The organism is Kribbella sp. NPDC054772 (assembly GCF_053611945.1).
This window is the reverse complement of record NZ_JBSHBJ010000016.1, coordinates 133,843-150,567: the sequence shown is the minus strand read 5'-3', so window position 1 is coordinate 150,567 and position 16,725 is coordinate 133,843. Positions and strand designations below refer to the sequence as shown.

17 protein-coding genes are annotated in these 16,725 nt (G+C 69.7%); 2 read left to right on the top strand and 15 right to left on the bottom strand.

Translation table 11 applies throughout. The features are described from left to right. Window position 1: 1 nt before the first annotated feature. From ACWGID_RS24570 to ACWGID_RS24555, 4 genes are all read right to left on the bottom strand, one after another. Entirely contained in the window at window positions 2-2,575 is a 2,574-nt protein-coding gene (locus ACWGID_RS24570; RefSeq protein ID WP_452200203.1) for a phenylalanine--tRNA ligase subunit beta, read from the bottom strand. After that, complete coding sequence (pheS, locus tag ACWGID_RS24565) at window positions 2,575-3,684, bottom strand: phenylalanine--tRNA ligase subunit alpha (RefSeq protein WP_452200201.1); 1,110 nt, start codon at window positions 3,682-3,684, stop codon at window positions 2,575-2,577. The genes ACWGID_RS24570 and pheS overlap by 1 nt, the downstream gene beginning before the upstream one ends. An 88-nt stretch (window positions 3,685-3,772) precedes the next feature. Further along, complete coding sequence (locus ACWGID_RS24560; RefSeq protein WP_452200199.1) at window positions 3,773-4,117, bottom strand: hypothetical protein; 345 nt, start codon at window positions 4,115-4,117, stop codon at window positions 3,773-3,775. Between the two features lie 12 nt (window positions 4,118-4,129). Beyond that, window positions 4,130-5,659 carry an MFS transporter gene (locus ACWGID_RS24555; RefSeq protein WP_452200197.1) on the bottom strand — a complete coding sequence of 510 codons (1,530 nt, stop codon included), beginning with the start codon at window positions 5,657-5,659 and terminating at the stop codon, window positions 4,130-4,132. A gap of 55 nt (window positions 5,660-5,714) precedes the next feature. On the opposite strand from ACWGID_RS24555, the gene ACWGID_RS24550 reads away from it, so the two are divergent. Next, window positions 5,715-6,419 carry a TetR/AcrR family transcriptional regulator C-terminal domain-containing protein gene (locus ACWGID_RS24550; RefSeq protein ID WP_452200195.1) on the top strand — a complete coding sequence of 235 codons (705 nt, stop codon included), beginning with the start codon at window positions 5,715-5,717 and terminating at the stop codon, window positions 6,417-6,419. Between the two features lie 50 nt (window positions 6,420-6,469). On the opposite strand, the gene ACWGID_RS24545 is transcribed toward ACWGID_RS24550, so the two are convergent. From ACWGID_RS24545 to infC, 5 genes are all read right to left on the bottom strand, one after another. Continuing rightward, the gene (locus ACWGID_RS24545) at window positions 6,470-7,369 is read right to left on the bottom strand and encodes a CehA/McbA family metallohydrolase (protein ID WP_452200193.1); all 900 of its coding nucleotides are present in this window, start codon (window positions 7,367-7,369) and stop codon (window positions 6,470-6,472) included. Then, the gene (locus tag ACWGID_RS24540; RefSeq protein WP_452200191.1) at window positions 7,366-8,166 is read right to left on the bottom strand and encodes a TrmH family RNA methyltransferase; all 801 of its coding nucleotides are present in this window, start codon (window positions 8,164-8,166) and stop codon (window positions 7,366-7,368) included. Before ACWGID_RS24540 ends, ACWGID_RS24545 begins: the two co-directional genes overlap by 4 nt. 32 nt (window positions 8,167-8,198) lie before the next feature. Then, complete coding sequence (gene rplT / locus ACWGID_RS24535; RefSeq protein WP_131367113.1) at window positions 8,199-8,591, bottom strand: 50S ribosomal protein L20; 393 nt, start codon at window positions 8,589-8,591, stop codon at window positions 8,199-8,201. Between the two features lie 76 nt (window positions 8,592-8,667). Beyond that, on the bottom strand, window positions 8,668-8,862 hold the full coding sequence (gene rpmI, locus ACWGID_RS24530) for a 50S ribosomal protein L35 (protein WP_130383713.1): 195 nt from the start codon (window positions 8,860-8,862) through the stop codon (window positions 8,668-8,670). An 83-nt stretch (window positions 8,863-8,945) separates the two neighbouring features. After that, window positions 8,946-9,623 carry a translation initiation factor IF-3 gene (gene infC, locus ACWGID_RS24525; RefSeq protein WP_452200188.1) on the bottom strand — a complete coding sequence of 226 codons (678 nt, stop codon included), beginning with the start codon at window positions 9,621-9,623 and terminating at the stop codon, window positions 8,946-8,948. A gap of 336 nt (window positions 9,624-9,959) precedes the next feature. On the opposite strand from infC, the gene ACWGID_RS24520 reads away from it, so the two are divergent. After that, window positions 9,960-10,355, top strand: a complete 396-nt coding sequence (locus ACWGID_RS24520) for a DUF1844 domain-containing protein (RefSeq protein ID WP_452200186.1) — start codon at window positions 9,960-9,962, stop codon at window positions 10,353-10,355. Here ACWGID_RS24520 and ACWGID_RS24515 read toward each other — a convergent pair. The 6 genes from ACWGID_RS24515 to ACWGID_RS24490 are packed head-to-tail and all read right to left on the bottom strand — an operon-like array spanning window position 10,331 to window position 16,710. Further along, window positions 10,331-11,194, bottom strand: coding sequence for a hypothetical protein (locus tag ACWGID_RS24515; protein ID WP_452200184.1), 864 nt, complete (start codon window positions 11,192-11,194; stop codon window positions 10,331-10,333). The two genes, ACWGID_RS24520 and ACWGID_RS24515, sit on opposite strands and share 25 nt — an antisense overlap. Further along, window positions 11,191-11,646, bottom strand: a complete 456-nt coding sequence (locus ACWGID_RS24510; RefSeq protein WP_452200182.1) for a hypothetical protein — start codon at window positions 11,644-11,646, stop codon at window positions 11,191-11,193. Before ACWGID_RS24510 ends, ACWGID_RS24515 begins: the two co-directional genes overlap by 4 nt. Next, window positions 11,636-14,134 (bottom strand): FtsX-like permease family protein, encoded by a 2,499-nt coding sequence (locus ACWGID_RS24505; protein ID WP_452200180.1) that lies wholly within the window; start codon window positions 14,132-14,134, stop codon window positions 11,636-11,638. The genes ACWGID_RS24510 and ACWGID_RS24505 overlap by 11 nt, the downstream gene beginning before the upstream one ends. After that, complete coding sequence (locus ACWGID_RS24500; protein WP_452200178.1) at window positions 14,131-14,859, bottom strand: ABC transporter ATP-binding protein; 729 nt, start codon at window positions 14,857-14,859, stop codon at window positions 14,131-14,133. The genes ACWGID_RS24505 and ACWGID_RS24500 overlap by 4 nt, the downstream gene beginning before the upstream one ends. A 55-nt stretch (window positions 14,860-14,914) precedes the next feature. Further along, the gene (locus ACWGID_RS24495) at window positions 14,915-16,033 is read right to left on the bottom strand and encodes an FAD-dependent oxidoreductase (RefSeq protein WP_452200176.1); all 1,119 of its coding nucleotides are present in this window, start codon (window positions 16,031-16,033) and stop codon (window positions 14,915-14,917) included. Next, window positions 16,030-16,710: a TetR/AcrR family transcriptional regulator gene (locus tag ACWGID_RS24490; protein ID WP_452200174.1), complete on the bottom strand. Its 681-nt coding sequence runs from the start codon at window positions 16,708-16,710 to the stop codon at window positions 16,030-16,032. The genes ACWGID_RS24495 and ACWGID_RS24490 overlap by 4 nt, the downstream gene beginning before the upstream one ends. Window positions 16,711-16,725 lie beyond the last annotated feature (15 nt).

The following is a 16,725-nucleotide window of genomic DNA, read 5'->3' as shown; positions in this document are numbered from 1 at the left end:
GTCAGCCGACCCTCTGGACGGCGCCGAAACGATCGACGGTGACCTGGACCGCGGCCTGCCGCGCGTCGGCGACCTCGTTCTCCTTCAGCGTCCGGTCCGGCGCCCGGAACCGCAGCGCGAACGCGAGCGACTTCTTCCCGGCACCGATCTGCTCGCCGGTGTAGACGTCGAACAGCCGCACCGACTCCAGCAGCTCGCCCGCACCTTCGGCCAGCGCGGCCTGCACATCCGCCGCCGACACCTCGTCGGCAACGATCAGCGCCACGTCTTCCTTGGCCACCGGGTACGACGAGAACGGGTGTGCCGTGATCGACTCCGGACCCGCCGCGATCAGCGCATCGAGATCGAGCTCGACCGCGCCGGACCGGGCCGGCAGACCGAACGCCTGGCAGACCTTCGGGTGCAGCTCACCCGCGTGCCCGACGACCTTGCCGTCGACCGAGAACTCGGCACAGCGACCCGGATGCCACGGCGCGAGCTCGGTGTTCTTCACGTCCGGCTCAACACCGACCGCGGAGGCGACCAGTCGACCGATCTGCACCGCGTCCGCCCAGCCGGCCGGACGGCCCTTGCCCCACCAACCGGTCGGGGTCAGCGCACCGGTCAGCACGATGCCCACGTGCAACGGCTGGTCCGGGAGCGCGTCGTACAGCGACTGGATCTCGGCGTCGCTCGGGCGGTGCGCGACCGACGGGAGCGGCGCGGGCTTCGTCTCCGCCTTCGGCAGGAAGACCAGGCCGGTCTGGAAGAGCGCGAGATCGTTCGCGCCACGGCCGACGTTGCGCTCGGCAGTCCGGAGCAGGGTCGCGAGCAGCGTGGTCTGCATCGACGGCTCTTCGTCGGACAGCGGGTTGACGAGCTTCACCGTCGTACGGCGGGAGTCGTCGGCCGGGAGCCCCATCGCGTCGAAGTCGGCCTCGCCCGTGAACGGGTACGACACGACCTCGGTCAGGCCGGCGCCGACCAGCGCGGTCGCGACCCGGCGACGACGGCGCTGCGAGACCGTCAGCCCCTGACCGCCCGGCGCGGACGGCAGGATCGACGGCACGTTGTCATACCCGAACAGCCGGATGACTTCCTCAGCGAAGTCGTTGGGGTCCCCAAGGTCAGGCCGCCACGACGGCGGAGTCACCGTCAGCAGATCGTCGCCGACGACCTGGGTGGAACCGATAGTGGTGGCACCCACCTCGACGAGTGCGGAGGCGTGCACACCAGCAGCCAACGGAGCGGGGATCGCGTCGGCCGCGGCAGCCTCGACCGTGCAGCCCACCGCCTGCAGATCACGAACGGTTTCCTCGAGCGTGATCGGAGCACCCGCGACACGCGCGGCGTGGTCGGCACGAAGCGTCACCGGAGCCGGTGCGGGATGGGTGTCGACGACGGTCTCGTCGGAAAGGACAGTGCCACCGGCGTACTCCGCCAGCAGATCCGCGACCCGTTGCGCGGCGTACCGCGGCAGCAGCGGGTCGACCTCGCGCTCGAACCGCCGCGACGCCTCCGACGACAACTTGTGCCGGCGGGACGCCCGCGCGATCACGATCGGGTCGAAGTGCGCGGCCTCGATCACCACGTCGGTGGTGGCGTCGGAGATCTCGGTCGATGCGCCACCCATCACGCCCGCGATACCGATCGGACCGGAGTCGTCCGTGATCAGCAGGTCCTCAGCGTCCAGTTCGCGGGTCTGGTCGTCCAGCGTCATCAGCTTCTCGCCGGCGGTCGCCCGCCGTACGACGATGTCACCGGACAGCCGGCCCTTGTCGTACCCGTGGATCGGCTGACCGAGCTCGAGCATCACGTAGTTCGTGACGTCGACCCCGATCGAGATCGGCCGCATCCCGGCCGCGAGCAGCCGCTTCTGCATCCACCGCGGCGACAACGCCGTGGCGTCGATCCCGGTGACGGTCCGCGTCACGAACACGCTGCACGCCGCGGCGTCGTCGACCCGCACCGGGTAGCCGCCCGCGCCCGAGCCGGTCAGCGCGAGATCCGCCGGGTCCTTCAGCGGCACGCCGTACGCCGTCGCTGCCTCGCGCGCGACGCCACGGATCGACAGGCAGTAGCCACGATCCGGCGTGACCGCGATGTCCAGGACGTCGTCGCTCAGCGCGAGCAACTCGATCGCGTCCGCGCCCGGCGCCGCCTCGCCCGGCTCCAGGACGACGATGCCGTGCGTCCCGTCGTCGCCCAGGCCGAGCTCCGCGCTCGAGCAGATCATCCCGTTCGAGACGTGGCCGTAGGTCTTGCGCGCCGAGATCGCGAACCCGCCGGGCAGCACCGCGCCCGGCAGCACGACGACCACCAGGTCGCCGACCTCGAAGTTGTGCGCGCCGCAGACCACCCACTGCGGCTCGTCCTTGCCGATGTCCAGCGAGCACCAGCGGATCGTCTTGCCGTTCTTCTGCGGCTCGTTCTCGTACGTCAGCACCTTGCCGACCACCAGCGGGCCGGTCAGCTCGGACTCCTCGACGGTCTCCACCTCGAGGCCGGCCCGGATCAGCTGCTCCCCGACCTGACGGCCGGTGACGTCGGCCGGGAGCTCGACGTACTCACGAAGCCATGACAGTGGGACCCGCATCAGATCTCCATCCCGAACTGGCGGCTGAACCGCACGTCACCCTCGACCATGTCCCGCATGTCCTCGACCCCGTTGCGGAACATCAGCGTCCGCTCCAGGCCCATGCCGAAGGCGAATCCGGAGTACCGCTCGGTGTCGATGCCGTTGGCCTGCAGGACCCGCGGGTTCACCACGCCGCAGCCGCCCCACTCGATCCAGCCCTCGCTGCCACAGGTGCGGCACGGGCGGTCCGGGTTGCCGACGGACGCGCCGCGGCAGACGAAGCACTTCAGGTCCACCTCGGCCGACGGCTCGGTGAACGGGAAGAAGTTCGGCCGCAGGCGGGCCTCGAGGCCCTCGCCGAACATCGACACGACGAAGTGGTCGAGGGTGCCCTTCAGGTGCGCGAGCGTGATGCCCTCGTCCACCACCAGGCCCTCGACCTGGTTGAAGACCGGCGTGTGCGTCGCGTCCAGCTCGTCGGTGCGGAACACGCGGCCCGGGCAGATCACGTAGATCGGCGGCTTGCGGGTCAGCATCGACCGCGACTGCACCGGGGACGTGTGGGTGCGCAGCACCTTGCCGGAGCCGGCCGGCTCGACGAAGAAGGTGTCCTGCATCTGCCGCGCCGGGTGGTCGGGCTGGAAGTTCAGGGCGTCGAAGTTCAGCCACTCGGCCTCGATCTCCGGGCCCTCGGCGACGTCCCAGCCGAGCGCGGTGAAGACATCCGCGACCTGCTCGGAGATCAGCGACAGCGGATGCCGCGCGCCGAGCCGCGGCGTGTGCCAGGGCAGCGTCACGTCAACCCGCTCGGTGGCGAGCATCTGCTCCTCGTGCTCGGCCTCGAGCACCGCGAGCCGGGCCGCGAAGCCCTCGTTGACCGCCTTCCGGGCGGCACCGATCCGCTGCCCGGCCTCTTTACGGGCCTGCGGCGGCAGCGCGCCGATCTCCCGGTTGGCCAGCACGATCGGCGACTTGTCCCCGAGATGGGTGGACTTCGCCTCCTGCAGGGCGGCCAGATCGGCCGCCTCGGTAAACGCTGTCAGCGCCTCGTCGCGAGTCCGCTCCACCTCTTCGGCATGCAGCGGCGTCACTTCGACCGGGTCGTAATCAGTGTTGGGACCGGACATGGCTCGCTCTCGATTCGGAACTTCTGCGGATTGCAGTCTAGAAACCCGAACCCCAAGAGCGTGAATCGGCTGTCCACAACCCCCCCGATCAACCCATCTTGCGCCGCGTCCGGCGGATGCCGCCGAGCATCGCCAGCGCGACCGCGAGGACGACGCCGCCGACCGGCATCAGGAAGACCGGGAAGTCGTAAGAGCCCGGTCCAGGAATCCCCGGCGCCGCGTCCGGGACGCTGTCCGCGAGGATCAGGCAGACGGCCCACGCGACGACGTACCCGGTGGCCAAGGCAGTCGACAGGACGCCGACTGCCTGGGCCCACTTCAGTACGAACCGATTCGGCCCCCGCCGGCCGACCAGGAAGGTGACCAGGGCGACCGGGAGCAGCACCAACGCGGCGACCAGCACCGAACTCACGATCCGCTGGGCGTCGATCATGCCCGCATGGTGTCAGCGGCCGGTGTCAGCCGCAGCTTCGGGTACGGCGTCCTGCACCTTCTTCTCGCCCTTCGGCAGCACGGCCACCGCGACCACCGCACCGGCCACCGCACCGATCGCTCCGACCGTCATGGCGATCGACATCGCGTCCGTGAACGCGTGCTTCGCCGCACCCAGGAAGTCCGGCCCGAGCGCGAGCGTGTCCGCGATCGACTTCCGCGCCGCCTCCGGCACCGAGTCCGGCAACGCCGACGAGTACGCCGCCGCGAGCACACTGCCCAGTACGGCGACCGACAGCGCCGCCCCGGTCTGCTGAACGGTGTCGTTCATCGCCGAACCAACACCCCGGTGCTCCGCGGGAACGGCCTGCATCAGCAGCGTGTATGCCGCCGGACCGGCCAGACCGCCACCGATCCCCATCACCAGCAAGCCGATGATCAGCAGGCCGTACCCACTGGAGTCCGACACCTGGGTCAGGATCGCGAAGCTGCCCGCGATGATCAGCAGACCGATCGAGATCAGCGTCCGGTCCGCGACCTTCTTCCCGAGCGTCGCCCCGAGGCCGTTGAACAGCGCCGCGGACAGCGCGTACGGGATCAACGCCAGCCCGGCCTTCAGCGGCGAGTACCCGAGCACGAACTGCAGGTACTGCGTCAACGCCAGCAGCAACCCGCCCGCGGTGAAGGACAGCAGCACGATCGAGAAACTCGTCCCGCTGAACCGCCGGTCCCGGAACAACGCCAACGGCACCATCGGGTGCGCGCTGCGCTTCTCCCACAGCGCGAACGCGGTCAACGCGACGACGCCGACCGCCAGCCCACCGAGCACCCGGCCGGAACCCCAGCCGTCCGCCGGAATCGACACGATCGCCCAGACGACCGACGCCATCCCGACCATCGTCAGCACCGCACCGGCCGGGTCGATGTTTCGCGCCGGTCCCTTCGACTCCGGGATCAGCGCCAGCGTGCCGATGATCGCGAGGATCGCGATCGGTACGTTCAGCAGGAAGATCGAGCCCCACCAGAAGTGGTTCAGCAGCACGCCACCGACCGTCGGGCCGGCCACCACGCCGACCATCGCGACCATCGACCAGCCGGCCATCGCCTTGCGCTGCTCCTCCGGCGGGAACACGGTGAACAGCAGCGACAGCGTGCTCGGCATCAGCAGCGAACCGCCGACCCCCATCAGGCCGCGGCACGCGATCAGCTGCCATGGGTTCTCGGCGAGGGTCGCGAGCAGCGACGCCGCGCCGAAGATCACCAGCCCGAGCAGCAGCATCTTCCGCCGGCCGAACCGGTCGGACAGGCTTCCCGCGGTCAGCAGCAGCCCGGCGAACGCCAGGATGTACGCGTCGATCACCCACTGGATGTCCGCGGGCGTCGCGTCCAGGTCCCGCATCAGGGACGGGATCGCCAGGTTCAGGACGGTGTTGTCGACGACCAGGACCATCAGGCTCAGGCACAGGATCAACAGGATCCACCACCGCCGGGGATGCCCGGCCGGGGCGGCAGTCTCAGAAGACTCGAACGGTGTACTAGTCACTCGCACACTGTACGACTATCTCGAACACCGTGCGAGTACTTTGTAGGATGGAGTCATGAACGACACGATCTGGACCCGGCAACGCAAGGCGTCGCCCGCTCGCGAGACGCTCACCCGAGATCAGATCGTCCAGACCGCGATGGAACTCCTGGACACCGAGGGCCTGGCCGGCCTCAGCATGCGGAAGCTGGCGGCGAGACTCGGCGCCGGGGCGACCAGCCTGTACTGGCACGTGCCGACCAAGGTTGATCTGATCGACCTCCTGATCGACGAGGTCTGGGGCGAGATCGACGTACCGGAACCCGAGCTCGCCGGCTGGCGGAGCGGCGCGCTGCTCTTCGGCCACAGCCTGCGGTCGGCCGTCCTGCGGCACCGCTGGCTGCCCGAGGTGATGTACACCCGACCGAGCATCGGGCCGAACGCGATGATCCTGGGCGAACGTGGTCTGGTGCTGTTCGGTGCCGCCGGATTCTCGGACCACGAGGTCGACCTGGCGGTGGGCAGCGTGATGTCGTACGTGCTCGGCACGGTGAGCGCCGAGGTGGCGACCCGGGAGATGGTCCGGAAGTCGGGCCGCTCCGAGGAGAGCTGGGTGAACGACCTCTTGGAGCAGGCCCAGGCGGTCGCGACCGACTATCCGGAGATGCAGCGCTCGGTGACCCGCCGGACCGTCACCGACCTGGACTCGAACCTCACCGAGAGCTTCGTCTTCGGCCTGGACGCCCTCCTCGACGGCCTCCAAACCCGCGTCAAGAAGTAGGCGGCTGGGGAGGATCGTGTGCCCGGTTCGGGCGGGGGATCCTCCCCGCCTCAGAGGTCAGCGGGGACGTGGATGGGGTTGGTCCAGGCGCGGGCGCCGGTGGCGTCTTCGATGGTGATCCGGCAGTGGGTGCCGCGGAACATCGTCAGGGGGAACGAGCAGGCTGTCAGTTCGGTGCCTTGGGCAACCTCTGCGCCTGGGTGGCCGCCGCTGAGGAGGACCTTTGTGGCGGGTGAACAGCGGACCACGATGGCGTCGCCCTGGATGCGTACGTCGTACAGCTCGGGGCCGGTGCTGGAGTAGAAGTGGCCGGCTTTCAGCGCGGCGAGGAGGGCGTTCGGTTCGAGTGATTCCGCGCGGACCTGGACCCACGCCTGACGCGGCGGCGGGTCCTGGGGTTGCAGGTGCGCGTCATCCGCGGCGTACGTCGTGAGTCGGTGACCGCGGTTCAGCAGGACATCGGTGAGATGCCAACTGTCGCCACGGTTCTCGCGGTCGGCGAGCGCGTTGTAGACCTCGACCGAGTGCGCCGCGTCCAGGCTCTCGGCGTCGATCGCCGTCAACAGCGAGGCCGCCGGATGGGCCATCCCGACGAACGCTCCGGCGGCACGCGCCCGGCGGGCCAGCTCCCGCCCGGTCTCCGTCTCGTCCGGCGCCCGGAAGTCCAGCGGCAGACCCACCGCCACGATGTGCCACGAGTGGCCCACCTCGGTCCGCGGTGCGTGCAGCTCGGCGCCGATCAGCGTGGTGAACCCGTCCGACCGCAGCTCCCGCGTGTCCGTGATCGGGAACCCGTACTCCGCCCGGAAGTGGTCGGTGATCGCCACGAAGTCGTACCCCGCCTCGCGGTACACACCTGCGGTCTCGGCAGGCGACAACGCCCCGTCCGAGCGATTGGAATGCGTGTGCAGGTTCCCTCGCCAGAAGCGCCCCGGCTGATCGAACGTCATCGACGTTGCTCCCGGGCCGACGCGTACAAGCAGATGGCAGCGGCGGTCGCGAGGTTGAGTGACTCGGCGCGGCCGTAGATCGGCACCTTCACCGAGTGATTGACGACCGCGTTGATGCCGTCCGGCAGGCCGTGCGCCTCGTTGCCGAACAACCAGACCGTCGGTTTCGCGAGGGTTCCGTCGTCGATGCAGGTGTCCAGATCCGTGGCGCCGTACCCATCGGCCGCGAGGACCTGCAGGCCCTGCTCACGCCAGGTCTGTACAGCGGTGACGATGTCGACGTCCGTGGTGATCGGGACATGGAAGATGCTGCCGACGCTGGCCCGGACCGCCTTCGGATTGTGCGGGTCGACGGACTCCGTCGACAGTACGACGGCATCCGCGCCGGCCGCGTCCGCCGTACGGATCAAGGTGCCGACGTTGCCGGGGTCGCGGACCTGCACGCCGGCGGCGATCAGCTTGCCGGCCGCGCCGAGCGGCACGGTGACCAGCGAGCAGACGGCCACCACCCCTTGGGAGGTGACGGTCTCGCTGAGCGCTTCGATCGCGGCCCGGTCGACCTCGAACCACGGGACGCTCGCGGCCGCGGCGAGGTCGTGGAGGTCCCGATGCCGGGTCGCGACCGCGGGTTCGGCGTACACCTCGAGGACGAGCTCGCGGTGCTCGAGTGCTTCCCGGACGGCCTGTGGGCCCTCGACCAGGAAGCGGCCGGCCTTGCGCCGGAACGCACGAGTGGCGAGCCGTCGAGCCTGTTTGATCCGCGCCGATTGCGCGGTCAGCAGACCGGGACTCGCCACTCGAGTGCTTGTTCTCAGGGTGTCGCTGCGGCTCAGGCCGCGGCGTCGCTCTTCGGCGCGTTCACGTCCGCCGGCAGGGCGGCCTTGGCCACCTGCACGAGCGCGGAGAACGCGGCCGGGTCGTTGACGGCGAGGTCGGCGAGGATCTTGCGGTCCACCTCGACCTCGGCCAGGCGCAGACCCTGGATGAAGCGGTTGTAGGTCAGGTCCTCAGCGCGGACCGCGGCGTTGATGCGCTGGATCCACAGCTTGCGGAAGTCGCCCTTGCGCGCCTTGCGGTCACGGTAGGCGTAGACCAGCGAGTGGGTGACCTGCTCCTTGGCCTTGCGGTACAGCCGCGAGCGCTGACCGCGGTAGCCGCTGGCCTGCTCGAGTACGACCCGGCGCTTCTTGTGGGCGTTGACTGCCCGCTTCACGCGTGCCATGAGGTGTTACTCCTTGGATTTCTGCGCCGCGGGACAGGACTGCCCTGCGCGGCGGGGGATGTTCGGGGGAGGGGCGTCAGATGCCGAGGAGCTTCTTGGCCTTCTTCACGTACGCCGGGGCGACCTCGACGGTGCCGGACAGGCGACGCTTGCGCTTCGAGGACTTCGCCTCGGCGAGGTGACGGACACCGGTCTGCTCGCGACGGATCTTGCCCGACCCGGTGACCCGGACCCGCTTCTTCATCCCCGAGTGGGTCTTCATCTTCGGCATGGCTGTGTGCTCCTGAGTTTTCTTCGTTGACTCGATCTTCGGTGTGACCGGCTCCGGCTGCCTCGGGCGGCCGGAGCGGTTCGTCACTCCGGGTCGAGGTTGTCGGCCGGACCCTTCGGCTTCTTCGTGACACCGGCGGCGCGTTCGGCCTCGTGGGCCTGAGCCTGCTCGTGGCGCTCCGCGCGCTCCGCCTGCTCGTCGGCCTCCCGCTCGGCCTTCCGCTGCGCCTTCTCGGCTTCCACGTCCACGCGCGCCTCGGACTTCTTCTTGTGCGGTCCGAGCACCATGATCATGTTCCGGCCGTCCTGACGCGGCGAGGACTCGACGAAGCCGAGCTCGCTGACATCCTCGGCCAGCCGCTGCAGCAACCGGAACCCGAGCTCGGGCCGGGACTGCTCACGTCCGCGGAACATGATGGTGATCTTGACCTTGTCCCCGGCCTTCAGGAACCGCACCACGTGACCCTTCTTGGTCTCGTAGTCGTGCGGGTCGATCTTCGGCCGCAGCTTCATCTCTTTGATGATGGTGTTGGTCTGGTTCCGGCGGGACTCGCGCGCCTTCTGCGCGGTCTCGTACTTGTACTTGCCGAAATCCATCAACTTGCAGACCGGAGGCCGGGCGGTTGCCGCGACCTCGACCAGGTCGAGATCGGCTTCCTGGGCCAGCCGCAGTGCGTCTTCGATCCGGACGATGCCTACCTGCTCACCGTTCGGTCCGACCAGCCGCACCTCGGGAACGCGGATGCGCTCGTTGACGCGCAAATCAGTGGTGATGGGTCCTCCTGGGTTGAACTTGTACTGGTACCACGTTGTGGATCAGGCGGAGGCCGCTCGCCGAAAACGACGAAAGGCCCTCGCGCGTCCGCACGAAGGCCCAATTCCCAGATCGACGGCGTCCTGAACCCTGACGGGAGGTACGCCGTACGATCGCCTCGGCACCGGATCGCTCCGGAACCTCGGCGTGACCGGGACCCGCCGACTGTCCATCGGCTGGGTGGGAGGTGGCCCTCCGCTTAGACTCGAACCACTGGAGGCCCTCGAGTATTCCGCTCAGGGGTCACCGGTGGACCGGGTCGGTCGCCGTGCAAGAGTAGCAGCATGAACGACGCAGATGCCACTCCGCAGTCCGACGACGCTTCCCGGCCCGATCCGCTCTCGACCGCGTCGCGGGACATCGCCGAGGTTCCGGCGGTCGAGATCATCTCCACCGCCGCCCTGCACCTGATGAGCGCCGCCGCCGTGAACCTGGGCCTGGCCGAGGACCTCCCCGAGCACAAGGACCTCGACGAGGCCCGCTCGCTGATCGACTCGCTGGCCGGCCTCCTCGACGCCGCCGGCCCGTCCCTAGGCCACCATCACGCCGCCCCGCTGCGCGACGGCCTGCGCTCACTCCAGCTCGCGTTCCGCGAAGCCAGCTCGATCCAGGACGAGCCGGGCCAGGGCCCCGGCGAGAAGTACACCGGCCCGGTCTACCCCAAGGCCTCCGCCCGCTGAGGCACCGGCGCATCACCCGCTGACCGGCGGGGACGCCGGATCCGCTCCAGGGGCGCGAAGGCGAGCCAGCAGACCACGGTCGGCAGGAAGTGGATCAGCAGGATGGCGGTGGTGGCCGCGTGGAACCCGAGGAAGAACAGGGCTCCGAGCAGCTGCCACCGCCCCTTCAGCCAGAGGATCACCGGCGAGCAGAACTCCGCGACGATCCCTACCCACTGCATGACGTGCAGCATCCACGGGTGCTGCAGCAGCCACTCCCCCACCGCATGCGGCCGGCGCACAATGGCCCACGTCAGTACCGCGCTGCTCGGCCAGGCGAGGGTCCAATGCCCGCTCCGGAGCTTGGCGACCGCGGACAGGAAGTACGTCGCGATGACGCAGATCTGGATGCACCGGATCACCCACCCGGCCGCCTCCGAACGAGTCTGATCGCCGTACGCCGACGGTCCGCGGCGTCCCGACGCGACCGTTGGTAGCACCCACAGTGCGATCACCAGCGCGAGGTGATCGTGGTCGACCTTGCCGTCGCTCATCCCGATCAGCACCCACCAGGTGAACGCGGGCGCGACGATCCAGCCCGCGACGCGCGGGAAGTAGTTGGACGCGCCAACGAGACAGGCCGCGAGCAGGACGAAGTACAGGGTCGTGGTGTTCGCGACGGTGGGCTTCGGGAGGTCGAAGAGGCGGGCGAGGAACAGCGGCTGGTACAGGCCCGGGTGCTCGCCCTTCAGCAACGTGTCGCGGACGAACGCGTGCATGTCGAGGATCACGAACAGGTACAGAACCGTGCGCAGCCAGGCGATCCGGCCCAGCGCGATCGACGGCGTGAACCACTTCATCGGCGTACCTTCCAGGTCGTCAGGACCCGCGGGACGGGAGGGCCGGACACGCGTCCGCCGGCCAGTGTCGTGGTGTCCTGGATCAGCTCGAGCTTCACGTATTTCGGCTTGTCCGGGTGCTTGCGCGCCCACCCGTCGGCCACCTGCTGGAGCAGCGACGGGTCCTTCACGATCTCCCCCGCCCGCGCCTCGATCTCGGCGCGGGCCACGCCGGCACCCTCGATGTTCAGCGGTACGTCGACCGTGGTGCCGGCGTCCGTGACCGCGCTGATCCGGGTGAAGACGATCGACTCGTCGTCGGCGACCACCATCGAGTACTGCGACATCGGCCCGAACGGCCACAGGTCGTCACTGCCGCGCACCGAACCGTGGACCAGCAACACGATCCCGATCACCGCGACCGCCACGCGCGCGATCCGGCCGCGGCGTCCCAGCTTCTGTTCAGTCGGCACGGCGGACCAGCTCCAAGCGGGATCGGGTCAGGAGATACGGCACCGCGGCGGCGAACAGCGGCACCAGTACGGCGACGCCCGCGATCACCGCCCACGGCACGACGACCGTCGGCGAACCGACCACGGTGTGCGCCGTGAACCCGTAGAGGGCACCGACGACCACACCGAGCACGCAGCCGAGCTGTCCGAGGAACCAGCCCTGCGCGGCGGCCAGCCCGCGACGCAGCCGGGGCGGCGCGCCGATCGCGGCGAGCGTCGCGAAGTCCGCGCGCCCCTCCGACATCGACAACGCGACCGACATCGCGACTCCGAGCAACGTCGCGGTCGCGCCCAGGACCAGCAAGCCGATGGATGCCTTCCGCACCGGGCTCTGGTAGCCGTGCTCGACCCGCAATGCGTCCTCGTGGCCGAGCAGCTTCGCGACCGCGGCCAATTGACCGGCGCTCGGCTGCTCGCGCAGGCTGAAGTGGACCTCGTCGACCGCGGCAGTCCCGAGACGCCGGGCCGCGTCGGCACTGATCAAGGCCGACCGCGGCAGCACCCCGACCCTCGGCGGCGACGTCACGACCGCGGCTGGGTACGCGAACGCGTTCCGCCCGTCCACGTCGTCACCACGGGCAAGCTTCACCTTGCCGTCGCGCGCCATCGCGGCCAGCGGTACGACGACCTGCCCTTGGCGTAGTGCGGCGGCAGCCTGGCGTCCCCAGTCACCGAACCGCCCCACGTAAGCCGGGTCGACGGCGGTCAGCGAGTAACCGCTCGAGTAGACGCTGCCGTTCGCGATGTAGCCGTCGGTCTCCTTCGTTCCGTTCAGTACGACCGTGCCGAGCTCGTAGCGGTGCTCCACCAGCAGCAGCGCCTGGACGCGATCCACCAGTTGGGGCGAGTACGGGACGGTGCCGTCGAACTGCAGGACCGCATCGCCGATCCGCCCGGCCGGCTCGTAGTTCTGCGCCTTCGCGGCGGACTGGTTCACCACGGCGAATCCGAGGGCCGTCGTACCGGCGACGGCGATCATGATCGCTGCGGTGACCGGACCGGTGCGGTGGCGGTGCCGGGACGCGTCCCGCAGCGCCAGGCGCATGCTCAACGGCAGGCTGCGTACGCCGCCGGCGACTTTGCCGACAAGTGCGGGGAGCATCCAGACCAGGCCCGCGACCACCAGGGTGATCCCGGCGACGACCACGGCAACCGGGAGCGTCGGGGACGCCGAAGCGACTCGGGAGATCTGTGCAGGGTCAGCAGCGGACCGTTGCTGGCGTGCTGCGTCCAGCGCGGAGGCCAATTGGACGTTGCCGATCACGGACAGAACTAGTCCGGATGCAACTAGTACCAACGCAACACGTTGGACCCGAGCGGCTCCTGCAACCGCCGCGAACCGGCCGGCCAACGCCGCGAGCGGAGGCCGTCGCGCCGCTCCGATGGCGGGCACGAGCGCCGAGGCGAGCCCTGCAACTAGTCCGATTGCAACTACTCCGAAGAGCTGCAGCCACGGAATCTGCCAGCCCGTGATCAGCGTCGACGTCGCGTTCTCCCACCAGGTCTTCCCGACCAGAGCCGTCACCACGCCGATCGCGAGTCCGCCGGCCGCCCCGAGCAGTCCGGCGTACAACCCCTGCGCCAGCACGACTCGTCGTACGTCAGCCGCCGTACCTCCGACTGCGGTGACCAGACCGAGCTCACGCGTCTGCCGACGAGCGACGACCGCGAACGCAGTACCGGCGAGCAGCACGAGTTCCAGTACGGCGAACCCGACGATCAGCACCCGCGCCGCGGCAGCACCCACCGGACCGCGCGGTGTCGCCGGCGGATCGATCACAGCAGCCCGGGACACCAACGTCATCCCCTGCTTGCTGAGCTTGTCCGCGAGCGCGCCGACATCCGTCCCACCCGGCAGATCCACGAGGTACTGCGCCTCGTAGTCACCCGCCACCGGCGGAGCAAAAACCTGCCGAGCCGTCGGCAGATCAAGCGTGCGAGCAACACCCACCACCTGGTACGTCGTACCGTTCGCAGCCGTCAACTCCCCGCCCGGGCGCAGGCCAAGGTGATCAGCCAGCGCCGGCGACAGCGCGACCTCGGTCGCCTTGGCCGGCATCCGCCCGTCGTCGAGCCGGAACGTGCCCGCGGTCAACGCCTTCGCGAAATCACCGGTCACCAGCCCAGCCGTCAGATCGGCGCCGCTCTCCCGCAACTCGATGTTCCCGGCCAGCGACTTCGCCCGCGCGAACTGCGATCCGCTCGGCAGCACACCTCGTACGTCGGTCTCCGGCGACGGAACCGTCAGCTGCGCGTCCGCAGAACCGAGCACAGTGCGCGCGAGCACCTCGCCGGTCGGGTGAGTGGCGCGATGGACGACGCTGAACCAGCTTCCGGCCAGCACGGGCAGACCGACGAGTGCAGCGATCAGTACGGTCCGGCCCAGGGTGCGGCGCGCCGTACGGCGGGCCAGACGCAGCGCGACGACCCAGTCGTTGAGGAGCTTCACTGCGGAGCCTCCAGCAACACGTCCGCGTCCGGGAGCGCGTCGGTCTGACCGTCGACGCGGCCGTCGCGCAGGTAGACGACGCGATCCGCCCAGGCGGCGTGCCGGGCGTCGTGGGTGACGAGCACTCCGGCGATGCCGTGCCGATCGCAGCGGTCGCGCAGCAGTTGGAGAACGGCCTCACCAGTGCCGGAGTCGAGGGCACCAGTCGGCTCGTCGGCCAGCAGCAGGCGGCGTTCGCCGACGATGGCCCGAGCGATCGCGACCCGCTGGCGCTGACCACCGGACATGTCGTCCGGGAACCGGTCAGCAAGATCGTCGATGCCGACTTCCTGCAGAGCGGCCGTCGCCTGCTTGCGAGCGGCCCGGCTGCGGAGGCCATCGAGCTCCAGCGGGAGTGCCACGTTCTCGGCCGCGGTGAGTGCCGGGATCAGGTTGAAGTCCTGGAACACGTACCCGATCAGCCGCCGCCGGATCGCCGCGACCGCGGTCGTACTGAGCGTCGTGAGGTCGTGTTCGTCGACCAGCACCTGCCCGCTGGTCGGCCGGTCGAGCCCGCCGGCGCAGGTCAGCAGCGTCGACTTCCCCGACCCCGATGGCCCCATCACCGCAACCAGCTCGCCCGGCCGGACCTCGAGATCCACGCCGCGCAACGCCTGCACCGCCTGTGCGCCGTCCCCGTGGGTCCGGATCAGGCCGCGCACCACCAACCCCTGCTTGATCGCCATGGATACTGAGTATGCATACCCAGTATCTACCGCGCAAACTTAGCTGCCGCTGAAGCTAGATCCCGCTGAAGAAGGCGACCAGACCGTCCGGTGCGTCCGGAGCGAAGCAGATGTCCAGGTTGCGGTCGGACTCGTCGGCGGACGCCTCGGCGCGCGGGAACAGCGCGGCCTCGTAGCGAGCCAGTGCCGCCTCGAGATCCTGCGGGTCGGCGAGCAGCGCGGCGGCGAGCTCGCCGGCATCCTGCAGCGCGAGGTTGGCGCCCTCGCCCGCGAACGGGGACATCAGATGGGCCGCGTCGCCGAGCAGCGTGACGCCGGGGACGCGCTTCCACTGGTGACCGATCGGCAACGCGTGGATCGGGCGCGACGTCACCTCACCGTCGGCCTCCCGGACCAGCCGCAGGAACGCGTCGTCCCAGCCGCCGTACGCGGCGATCAGACCGTCTCGCGTGATCGGCTCGGCCGGCTGCGCCGCGCGATAGGCGGCGTACACGTGCAAGCGATCAGGTTCGCGGTGCGCCAGGAAGCCGCGGCCCTCGGACAGCGCGAGCATCGAGCCGCCACCGATCAGCGCCGCACTCTCCGGGTGCCGTACGTCAGGGTCAAGCAGGTCCAATTCGGCGAAGGTGATCCCGGCGTACTGCGGAATCGCGTCCGAGACCAGCGGCCGGACCTTGGACCACGCGCCGTCCGCACCGACGATCAGGTCGGCGGTGACGGTGCTCCCGTCCGCGAACCGGACCTCATGACCCGAGACCTCGTGACCCGAGACCTCGTGACCCGAGACCTCGTGACCCGAGACCTCCACGACCTTCGAGCCCCAGCGGATGACGCCCTCGGGCAAGCTCGCGATCAGCAGGTCACGCAGGGCCTTGCGGTGCACCTCGGGTCGCCCGCTCCCACCGTCGTCCGCGTGCCGCAGGACGGCGTGCTTGTCGTACACGACCATCGCCTCGCCGCCCGGCATCACGAGCCGCAGGAAGTCGTCGTACAGACCGGCCGCGCGCAGCGCCAGCTGACCGGAGTCGTCGTGGATGTCGAGCATTCCGCCCTGCGTCCGGGCCGCCGGTGAGGCGTCCGCCTCGTAGACAACGGCCTCGACGCCGTTGACGTGCAGAATCCGTGCCAGCATCAGCCCACCGAGGCCGCCACCGATGATCGCGATCCCCGTCATCGTCCCGCTCCCTTCGCCCGTGGAGTGCCGAGCACTCCGTTGATCAGAACGCGGATGCCCCAGACCATCCGCTCGTCGCCCTGCCCGCTGAACAGGTCCTCGCCGAGCGCGGCGATCCGCGGATGCGTCGCGGGCTGCACCGCGAGCAATGCGTCCCGCGCCGCACCCCAGGACTCCGGGTCGTCGTCACCGGCATGCTCGGCGGCCGTCGCGGTCGCCAACTGCAGCAGCAGATCGACACCCCACGCGGCCTGACCGGGCGGCACGCCGCCTTCGTCCAGCAGCGCCAACAGTCCCTCGACCAGGCGCAGGTAGTTCTCCCCCGCCGGCCGCGCTGTCACGGCAGACTGCGCGAGACTTGGGTACTCGAACAGGACCCGCGTGTACGACGCGAGCACCGCCTCGACCCGCTCCCGCCAGTCCCCCGCGGCTCCGACCGGCGAGAGGTCGACCGCCACGAGCAGATCGTCGAGTACGGCGCCATGCAGCAGCGCCGTGTTCCGGAAGTACACGTACAGCGACGCCGGCCCGGTATCGAGCTCCTTGGCGAGCCGCCGCATGGTCACGCGTCCCATCCCCTCGGCCCGCATCACCTCGATCGCCGCCGCCACGATCCCGCGCCGCGTCAGCGCCGCCTTGGCCGGCCGCTCGCGCCGGCTCCTGGGTTCCTCCGTCATGCCTTTCACGATAAC

Excerpts from the sequence above, each read along its gene's own strand:
- ACWGID_RS24545 (WP_452200193.1), bottom strand. The coding sequence starts at position 7,369 with ATGACGTTCGATCAGCCGGGGCGCTTCTGGCGAGGGAACCTGCACACG.
- ACWGID_RS24570 (WP_452200203.1), bottom strand. The coding sequence starts at position 2,575 with ATGCGGGTCCCACTGTCATGGCTTCGTGAGTACGTCGAGCTCCCGGCC.
- ACWGID_RS24550 (WP_452200195.1), top strand. The coding sequence starts at position 5,715 with ATGAACGACACGATCTGGACCCGGCAACGCAAGGCGTCGCCCGCTCGC.
- ACWGID_RS24520 (WP_452200186.1), top strand. The coding sequence starts at position 9,960 with ATGAACGACGCAGATGCCACTCCGCAGTCCGACGACGCTTCCCGGCCC.
- ACWGID_RS24490 (WP_452200174.1), bottom strand. The coding sequence starts at position 16,710 with ATGACGGAGGAACCCAGGAGCCGGCGCGAGCGGCCGGCCAAGGCGGCG.
- ACWGID_RS24500 (WP_452200178.1), bottom strand. The coding sequence starts at position 14,859 with ATGGCGATCAAGCAGGGGTTGGTGGTGCGCGGCCTGATCCGGACCCAC.
- rpmI (WP_130383713.1), bottom strand. The coding sequence starts at position 8,862 with ATGCCGAAGATGAAGACCCACTCGGGGATGAAGAAGCGGGTCCGGGTC.
- rplT (WP_131367113.1), bottom strand. The coding sequence starts at position 8,591 with ATGGCACGCGTGAAGCGGGCAGTCAACGCCCACAAGAAGCGCCGGGTC.
- ACWGID_RS24560 (WP_452200199.1), bottom strand. The coding sequence starts at position 4,117 with ATGATCGACGCCCAGCGGATCGTGAGTTCGGTGCTGGTCGCCGCGTTG.
- ACWGID_RS24495 (WP_452200176.1), bottom strand. The coding sequence starts at position 16,033 with ATGACGGGGATCGCGATCATCGGTGGCGGCCTCGGTGGGCTGATGCTG.
- ACWGID_RS24515 (WP_452200184.1), bottom strand. The coding sequence starts at position 11,194 with ATGAAGTGGTTCACGCCGTCGATCGCGCTGGGCCGGATCGCCTGGCTG.
- pheS (WP_452200201.1), bottom strand. The coding sequence starts at position 3,684 with ATGTCCGGTCCCAACACTGATTACGACCCGGTCGAAGTGACGCCGCTG.